This is a genomic window from Leptospira sp. GIMC2001, assembly GCF_028462125.1.
In the GTDB taxonomy this organism is placed as follows: Bacteria; Spirochaetota; Leptospiria; order Leptospirales; family Leptospiraceae.
The window spans coordinates 1,408,562-1,416,011 of the sequence record NZ_CP115468.1 but is presented as its reverse complement, the minus strand read 5'-3'; the positions used below and the strand labels follow the sequence as shown (position 1 = coordinate 1,416,011).

The 7,450-nt window shown below is 32.9% G+C and carries 7 protein-coding genes; all 7 read left to right on the top strand.

The window, feature by feature from the left end; genetic code table 11:
- Window positions 1-924 precede the first annotated feature (924 nt).
- The 7 genes from lepB (at window position 925) to O4O04_RS07830 (ending at window position 6,717) form a co-directional block, all read left to right on the top strand.
- Window positions 925-1,950: a signal peptidase I gene (gene lepB, locus O4O04_RS07860; RefSeq protein WP_272535266.1), complete on the top strand. Its 1,026-nt coding sequence runs from the start codon at window positions 925-927 to the stop codon at window positions 1,948-1,950.
- Window positions 1,951-2,333: 383 nt separating this feature from the next.
- Window positions 2,334-3,086 (top strand): alpha/beta fold hydrolase, encoded by a 753-nt coding sequence (locus O4O04_RS07855; RefSeq protein WP_272535265.1) that lies wholly within the window; start codon window positions 2,334-2,336, stop codon window positions 3,084-3,086.
- A gap of 464 nt (window positions 3,087-3,550) precedes the next feature.
- The gene (locus O4O04_RS07850; RefSeq protein WP_272535226.1) at window positions 3,551-3,934 is read left to right on the top strand and encodes a type II toxin-antitoxin system RelE/ParE family toxin; all 384 of its coding nucleotides are present in this window, start codon (window positions 3,551-3,553) and stop codon (window positions 3,932-3,934) included.
- Entirely contained in the window at window positions 3,885-4,235 is a 351-nt protein-coding gene (locus O4O04_RS07845; protein WP_272535224.1) for an XRE family transcriptional regulator, read from the top strand. The genes O4O04_RS07850 and O4O04_RS07845 overlap by 50 nt, the downstream gene beginning before the upstream one ends.
- 1,291 nt (window positions 4,236-5,526) lie before the next feature.
- A complete protein-coding gene (locus O4O04_RS07840) occupies window positions 5,527-5,742 on the top strand; it encodes a DUF2191 domain-containing protein (RefSeq protein ID WP_272535264.1) in 216 nt (71 codons plus the stop codon).
- On the top strand, window positions 5,739-6,116 hold the full coding sequence (locus tag O4O04_RS07835; protein ID WP_272535263.1) for a PIN domain-containing protein: 378 nt from the start codon (window positions 5,739-5,741) through the stop codon (window positions 6,114-6,116). The genes O4O04_RS07840 and O4O04_RS07835 overlap by 4 nt, the downstream gene beginning before the upstream one ends.
- Window positions 6,117-6,339: 223 nt before the next feature.
- Window positions 6,340-6,717, top strand: coding sequence for a hypothetical protein (locus O4O04_RS07830; RefSeq protein ID WP_272535262.1), 378 nt, complete (start codon window positions 6,340-6,342; stop codon window positions 6,715-6,717).
- Window positions 6,718-7,450 lie beyond the last annotated feature (733 nt).

Genomic DNA, 7,450 nt, shown 5'->3' with positions numbered 1-7,450 from the left:
CCGAAATCCGCAAAAAAAATGCATATTGAATTTTTCATAATCAAAATAATTGTAGTATCTTTTGCAATCCTTGCTTCAATTTTTATTTTATTAAAATTTAAAGATGATTCATTTGTAAAAAAAATTCTATTATTATTAAATTTAATTGCCTTCATTACCTTTCTAATTCTAATTTTAATCTCAGCCTTTAATTTAGATTTAATAGAACCGTCTGACTGTATTTACAAAACTTCGGAAAATAAATTCTTCAATTCGTTACCTTGCGAAAAAATAAGAAATCCCTTGTTCAACTGGTTTGATAAAAATATTAAAGAATATTACACGGCATTAATTTTAAATATTTTTGGTGTCTTCATACCACTTTTTCAAACTTTTGTCCGAAGTAAAATTTTACGAATTTCGAACAATACATTAAAATTTGCCTTTATTGAATACACGATCGGATCAACATTGATATTTTCAATTTTGATCTTCATTATTTTATTAAAAAAAGAGCATCTAATTTATTATTCTCTAATAACCAGTCTAATACTAAGTGCTGTAACTCACTGTTTTATTTTTTATTTTGCACATAAAGTTCCAATTTCAAAAATCTGGAAATATGCGATATCCTTTTTGATAAGCCACTTTATCATACTTTCTTTTTACCTATTTTCAATTCTAATTACTATATTTGTTTTTACTTTCGGAAATTTACTAGATTAAAATAAATTGCGGACTTCGGATAACAGCGCATTTTCGCTGCGCTTCGGGACTTGCGCCCTCGCTTGGGCTACGCCACATTCCTCTCCGGCACGCTTTCTTGCCTCAGCAAAAAGCGCGCCGACGCTAACGCCTACTCTGTAGGCTCAGCTACGAGGAACGTCGATAATGCTAGTTCGTTAATCGCAAGTGCTTCGTTAAAAAAAGGAAAAAGAAAGGATAATGAAAAAACCAACCATTAGTATAGTATTAAACCTAATTGCCCCTCCATTCGGATTCTACTATTTGAAAGATAAATCGTTATTTTGGATTTTTGTTATTATAGGGTTATTTAAAGAACTCTTAAAGAATAGTTTAGTATTTTCTTTGTATGTAATATTTGGTTCAACAAATGCTGCATTCTTTGATGTTTTTATTAATCCGTGGCTATATTCTATTATTATTATATTTTTTACAATAAAATCATTAAAAAAGGATAATAATCTACAAAGGCCTATATTTTCAAAATTTATTTTTCTGCCTATTTTTATTAGTATATTGTTTGTATCTGTATCTTTATTGGAGACGCAAGTATTTAATAAAATATTAAGCAGAAAGGAAATTTATACAAAATCAATGAGTCCATCAATAAATGTCAATGATTCGATTTTTGTAACGGGAATTTTTGATAAAAATAATTTAAAAAGAGGCGATCTGATAAGTTATAATAAAAATGATCATCCAGAAAATATTAAAAGGATAATTGGTTTACCAGGAGATCTTATTAAAATTCAACGGAAACAGATGAGTAATAAATATTCAGATGAAATATTTATTAATAATTCTAAGGTCAGTAAGTCAATGATTCAATATGACGTTAGGAACTTTAAATCCGGCTTAGAAAATCTGAATGTTTTTTCTGAAACTTATAATAATGGACAAGTCTATGTTGTTGATGTTGAAGCAAAAACACAGAGTTTTCCATATCGTTTCAAAGAAATTCAGCTTAATGAAAACGAATATTTTGTTTTAGGAGATAATAGAAATGATTCTTTGGATTCTAGATTTATTGGATCTATTTATTCAGATGAAATTAAATATAAATTTCTATTTACGTTGTTATCTTTCAATGGTAATGTATTCCCTGAGGTGATTTGTAAAACCAACGAAGATTTATTTTGCAGTCATAAAAAATATTCAAAATTAATTGATTTGAATAATATTAGGTGGAATTATATAGGATTCAGTAATATACGCACCAGCGATTAACTCCGCGTTACTGGAAACGTCTTCGCTCCTTTGTCTTGAGTGAAAAGGAGCTTCAGACCCATTCGGGTGTCACTACGGTTGCTTTTCTCGACTTCGTCTCGAAGCAATCTCGTGCCAACGCCAACGTCTCCTTTGGAGACTCGGCTCTCCCGAACGGCAGCAACGCTCCTCGTTAAGTGCAATTTCCCCTCTCCCTATTTGAAGAAGGAATTATAAATAATGAGATCCGTAACAACGTAAATTAAGTAGAAAAAAAGGGAATAAATTATTATTTTGACATAAAAGTAATCTTTATTTTAAATAAAAGGCTGACAATTAAAATAGTAATATGCGAATTTTAAGGTAACATTTGAAGAGCAATTAATACATATAAAGAGAGAGCTATGGAAACGGGTTTAATTGAAGTTGAGGGTATTAAAATACATTACCGTTTAAGAGGGGATGGGGAACCACTACTATTGTTGCATGGTTTCACAGGCGCCTCTACCGATTGGCAATGGGTTTTTGAGGAACCACCAATTGGATACAAACTCTTAGAAGTTGATCTTCGTGGGCATGGGCTGACAACAAGTTCTTCTCATGACTTTACTTTCAGGCAATGTGCTAAAGATGTTATTGGAGTGCTCTCTGCACTAAAACTTAAATCAATTAAAGCAATTGGCTTTAGCGGAGGTGGTCAAACGTTATTGCACATAGCGACTACTGCACCAGAATTCATTGATTCTATGGTTCTTGTCAGTTCTGGTCATTACTTTCCAGATGCTGCCCGAAAATACATGACTGCCTCTACTATTGAATCAAAGTCAGATGCAGACTGGCAAGAAATGCGTCGTAAACACCTGCATGGAGACGAACAGATAAGATCGCTATGGTCAATAGGTCATTCCCTAAAGTATAGTCATGAAGATGTAAATTTTAACACAATTACACTATCTCTAATTAAAAACAAGACGTTGCTAGTTTTTGGTGATAGAGACCCACTCTATCCAATCGAGATCCCAATTGAAATGTACAAATCTATACCAAATTCTTATTTATGGATTGTTCCGAATGAAGGACATGCACCGATCTTCGGAGCAGCAGCACCAAGATTCAGAAAAACCGCATTAAGTTTTCTTAATAATGAATGGAGCTAGGAAAGGTAGCATAATTATATATTCCGATGCTTAAAATCAGGTTCTCAATCGCTACGTCAAATAAAATCAATTTTTATAAACAATAATTAAAATTGCAAGGTTGCCATCCGCTACTTTCTCAAAACAAATTAAAGAGTTGGGGAAACAGCACTTAACTGCGCCTACCTGGAAACGTCTTTGCTCCTTTGCCCTTAAGGCAGCGGAGCTTCAGACCCATTCGGGTGTCACTTCGATTGCATTTCTCGACTTCATCTCGAAGCAATCTCGTGCCAACGCTAACGTCTCCTTTGGAGACTCCGCTATCCCGAACGGCAGGTAGGCTAGTTCGTTATTCGAAAGAACCTAAAGCAACAATTTCAATAAATCGAACTAACTGATTCTGATGCAAAAATCTATAAGAAAAGGAATATGAACTGTAGTGAATATCGATTTGACAAATCCATGATATATGAAATAATGGTGGTGTGTGGCTAATAGAATCAACAATTGAATTTGATTTATGGATTTATAAACAAGATATATCTATTAGAGAAGCAATACTTTCTCAACTATATGTATTGGCTGAGAAAGGTCCTAATTTAGGAAGACCATATGTTGATACTATTCAAGGCACTAAGATTAATAATCTTAAAGAATTGAGAGTCCAGGTAAAGTTGAAAGTAATTCGAATCTTTTTTATATTTACAAAAGATAGAATAGGACTTATTCTAAATGCTGGAGATAAGAAAGGAAATGATCGTTTTTACGAAGAAATGATTCCCAAGGCAATAGAAATTTATCAAAAATGGGAGAGAGAAAATGAAGAAATCAAGCCTAAAGCAAAAAAGTCCAAGACTAAGCGCAATTGAAAAGATTGAAAAATCTTTATCTAAAGAAAGTATTGACAGAGCGAAATCTAAATCAAAAGAAATATTATTTCAAATCAATCTCTCTGAACTTAGAAAAAGCATTGGTATGAAGCAAGAGGAGATCACTTCATTTTCACAATCCTCATTGTCTAAATTAGAAACAAGGAAAGATATGAAAATATCAACACTTAAAGATTATCTAAATAGTCTAGATATGGATTTAGAAATAAAGGCTAAAGTAAGAAATCCACAAAAGAACCGAAACATAAAGAAAGAATATGTTTTATTAAGGTCAATTTAGATAATTGATAGAAGGTTCCTTCGAATAACTCCGCTCAATCGGAAACCCCCTGCGCCCTTTGTTGTCATGGTAGAGGGCTTGGGGCAATTGTCGTGGCACTGTAATTGCTTTTCCTCACTTCGTTCGTCGCAATTTCGTGCCAACGCTAACGTCTTGAATTTCTAATTCTCGTTCGGGGACTCACTCGGGAAATTCAAGACTCAGCTACCGACAACTGCGATTGAGCTCCTCGTTAGTAGTAATTTTCGCTTTTAATTGAAAGTCAGGTTTTATTCTTTTCGAAAACCGCTTAATAAATCAAAAAGTAATAAGGTTTTACTGAGTCTATATTTGCACGATTCAACTATACTATGCTTTTTATTTCAGAAAGTGAAAGTTCGTTGAGAGAAGTCGGCAAAATCTTAATGTAGAAAGATGCATTAGTCGGATCGCGGTTTTCTCAAAGATAGAAAAAATCAGCAAGCGTGCGAAAACTACTACTAACTCCGACTACCCACTGCGCTCTGAACGTCGCTAAAGCGACCGCAGAGCTTGGTCTACGACACATAAATTCAGCGCTAACGTCTCTTCGAGACTCAGCTCGATTTTACGTCGGGTAGTCTGGATCGTTAGTAGTAATTTTCGCTTTTAATTGAAAGTCTGGTTTTATTCTTTTCGAAAACCGCTTAATAAATCAAAAAGTAATAAGGTTTTGCTTAGTTTAAATTTGAACGATTCAACTATGCTATTTAGATTTAATTCGGAAGTGAAAATTTATTGAGAGAAGTCTGCAAAATCTTAAGGTAGAAAGATGCTTTAGTCGGATCGCGGTTTTCTCAAAGAAAGAAAAATTCGAGCAAGCGTGCGAAAACTACTACTAACTCCGACTACCCACTGCGCTCTGAATGTCGCTAAAGCGACCGCAGAGCTTGGTCTACGACACATAAATTCAGCGCTAACGTCTCTTCGAGACTCAGCTCGAATTTACGTCGGGTAGTCTGAATCGTTAGCCGAAACGATCAAATAAATTACCACTCAATTAGATATCTATAATAATCGATGATCGTTTGAACCTGATAAGTAAAATATATGTTAATGCTACACTTTTCTTCAGACGTTTTTTCGAAATCCAAGTTAGACTGAGCGTTACGTGTAAAAATTCAATTTACTCAATTTCAAGAATATTGATATAAATAGTTGAGAAGTAAAGACCGAAGTGAGAAAATCCTTTTTAGCATGATATGTAGCTTCATGACTAATTCAGTCAGAAGAAACGATTGACTATACGATAAGACATCGTATAATTGCTTTTATGAAGGTAACTGCGATTCTTCCAGATGACTTAATTACAGAAGTTCAGAAATATTCTGGCGGGAAAAATGTAACTGAATCACTTCAGAAAGCACTCACTGATTGGCTAAAGCAAGCCAAGTTGAGAAATCATAATAATGCTTTGGCTAATAACCCTCTAAAATTCAAAGAGGATTTTTCTGCTGAAGCTTTGAGGGAGATTAATCGCCAGAGATGATCTTGGTAGATACATCGGTCTGGATTGAGTTTTTTCGAACGTCAGAACCTTACTTTTCAGAACTAAGAAAATTATTGGAGTCATCAGAAGTAGTTGTTCATGAAGTTATATTTGGTGAACTTCTACAAGGTTGTAGGAATCAAAAGGAATCGGATTTTATAGTAAGTTATTGGGAAAATTTAGATCATCTAAATCCAGAAGGAACTTTTATTCAAGCAGGGAAGTTGTCTCACGAAAAGAAGTATATTTCGAAAGGAATTGGCTTAATAGATTCAGTTCTGATTAATGAAAGTATTAAGCACAATTTAAAGGTTTGGACTTTGGATAAGAAAGTTCTTCGAAATTTAAATAACGAATATATTTATACTCAATAAATAAATAATCGCTTCGGCTAACTCCGCGTTACTGGAAACGTCTTCGCTCCCTTGCCCTTTAAGAAAAGGAGCTTCAGACCCATTCGGGTGTCACTACGATTGCCCTGCTCTCTTCGTTCACAGCAATCTCGTGCCAACGCCAACGTCTCCTTTGGAGACTCGGCTTTCCCGAACGGCAGCAACGCTCCTCGTTATCTGAAATGGCATTATTTAAAAAAACCTTATGTTAAAAAATATTAAATCTATATTTTATATAATTGGTATTTCATTACTGATTCTTTGTAAAAATCAGAATAATGATAAAAATTTTGAATTGAATAAGTGGAATGAACAAGTAGATGGTAATTTCGTAAACAGAAAATATATGGTGGATAGTTTGATAAAAAATAAATTGAGAATAGGCATGAAAAAAGAAGAGGTAATGGAACTATTTAATATATCAGTAAATTGTGAGATAAATAATTTATTAGCATTTTGTTTTGAAATTAAAGTAGATTATGGATGGAATATTGATCCTCAAAGTGGAAAGACATTGTATCTTATTCTTGATAGTGATAATAAACTTATTAAAATAGAAATGATTGAATGGAAAAGAAATTGAATCTATGTAAACATTCAATAAGTTTTAGGTTTATATATGATTTCACATAATCCTTATCAATTTACAAGAATGAAATATCGAATGATTTAATATGAAATCGTTTTATTAATATTTTTATTATTTATACTTTCTATTTTTTTTATAAATTGTGAATATAGATATGATTTTAAGAATAAAATTATTAACGCAAGCCAATATCTAGTTATTAGTTTTGAAAATTCAGATGATATATTTTTTGAAGAATTAAAAATATCTGCAAGTGGAAAAGAAAATAAAGCTTTAATTGAGGAAATTAGAAAAAATAAAAAAATAAATATTAAATTATTTAATCCTGGAGAAGGTGTATACCAATTCTGCGTCAAAATGATTTTGAAAAGTAAATGCATTCATTCATATTTTGAAATTGGCTATAAACCAAATTTCATTTTAAAAGATAACAAATTAACTGTAAAGAATCATTTTTAAATTAATTGCTTAATCGTTTTCTATTAATTTAATGGATAGAAACTATAAATGAAATAGATTCTTTTCGTAAAATAAAAGAAAGAAAAAGAAAATATTTATAAGCCACTTCAGATAACTTTCGCTTGCCGCTTCGCCGGAATACCGGCTCGGTCTTCGACACATTCCTCTTCGTCACGCTTCTTGCAGAGCAAGAAGACGCGCCGACGCTAACGCCTCCTATGGAGGCTCAGCTACGAGGAACGTCGGCAAGCTCATTCGTTATCTGCAA

Excerpts from the sequence above, each read along its gene's own strand:
- O4O04_RS07845 (WP_272535224.1), top strand. The coding sequence starts at position 3,885 with ATGAAGAAATCAAGCCTAAAGCAAAAAAGTCCAAGACTAAGCGCAATT.
- O4O04_RS07835 (WP_272535263.1), top strand. The coding sequence starts at position 5,739 with ATGATCTTGGTAGATACATCGGTCTGGATTGAGTTTTTTCGAACGTCA.
- O4O04_RS07830 (WP_272535262.1), top strand. The coding sequence starts at position 6,340 with ATGTTAAAAAATATTAAATCTATATTTTATATAATTGGTATTTCATTA.
- O4O04_RS07840 (WP_272535264.1), top strand. The coding sequence starts at position 5,527 with ATGAAGGTAACTGCGATTCTTCCAGATGACTTAATTACAGAAGTTCAG.
- lepB (WP_272535266.1), top strand. The coding sequence starts at position 925 with ATGAAAAAACCAACCATTAGTATAGTATTAAACCTAATTGCCCCTCCA.
- O4O04_RS07855 (WP_272535265.1), top strand. The coding sequence starts at position 2,334 with ATGGAAACGGGTTTAATTGAAGTTGAGGGTATTAAAATACATTACCGT.